This window comes from Aquabacterium sp. UBA2148 (assembly GCF_002328915.1).
Taxonomy (GTDB): domain Bacteria; phylum Pseudomonadota; class Gammaproteobacteria; order Burkholderiales; family Burkholderiaceae_C; genus Aquabacterium; species Aquabacterium parvum.
Genome location: NZ_DCXA01000089.1, coordinates 1 through 848 on the forward strand (window position 1 = coordinate 1; position 848 = coordinate 848).

The following is an 848-nucleotide window of genomic DNA, read 5'->3' on the forward strand; positions in this document are numbered from 1 at the left end:
CTTCATCGTGCCCATGTCCATGGCGCCCGCCACGGCACGCGCACAGGTGATCGACCTCAACGATGCCATCAACAAGGCAGGCCGCCAGCGCATGCTGTCGCAGCGCATGGCCAAGGCCTGGCTGGCCATCGGGCAAGGCGTCGAGCCCGCCAAAGCAGAGCGCATCCTGGCCGAATCGATGGCGCTCTTCGACCGGCAACTGGTTGAACTCAAGGCATACGCCCCACAGCCGGCCATCCGCAGCACTTACCAGCAACTCGAGGGTGTCTGGGCCGACTACAAGCTGGCCCTCGTTGGCACCGCCCCCAAGCGCGAACAAGCTGCCAAGCTGCTGAGCCTGGACGCCCAGGTGCTGGCTCTGGCTCACCAGGGCACCATGCAACTCGAGAAACTCTCGGGCAAGCCCGTGGGGAAGCTGGTCAATGTGGCAGGGCGCCAGCGCATGCTCTCGCAGCGCTCGGCCAAGTGCTACCTCAGCCTCACCTGGAGCGACGCCGACCCCGTTCAGCAGCGCGAGCTTGAAACCGCCAAACGCGAGTTCGTCAGCGCGCTGAGCCTGCTCGAATCGGCACCGGAGGTCACCACCACCATCCGCGAAGAGTTGTCTCTGGCCCGCCAGCAGTGGGTCTTCTTCGACAATGCGCTCAGCCGCCTCGACCGCCAGGCACGCACCCCGCGCCACAGCGCCGAAGTCCTGCGCAGCAGCGAAAACATCCTGCAGATCATGGACCGGGTGACCGGCCTGTGCGCGCGACTGACCTGAACCACAGCCCCACCATGAAGACCATCCCCATCGCCGCTGCCACCCAGGTCACCCGCGCCACCTGCCCGTACTGCGGCACCGGCTG

At 66.3% G+C, this 848-nt stretch carries 1 protein-coding gene; it reads left to right on the forward strand.

The features are described 5' to 3' along the window. Positions 1–7: 7 nt before the first annotated feature. The gene (locus tag B2W70_RS04735; protein ID WP_414631027.1) at positions 8–763 is read left to right on the forward strand and encodes a type IV pili methyl-accepting chemotaxis transducer N-terminal domain-containing protein; all 756 of its coding nucleotides are present in this window, start codon (positions 8–10) and stop codon (positions 761–763) included. Positions 764–848 lie beyond the last annotated feature (85 nt).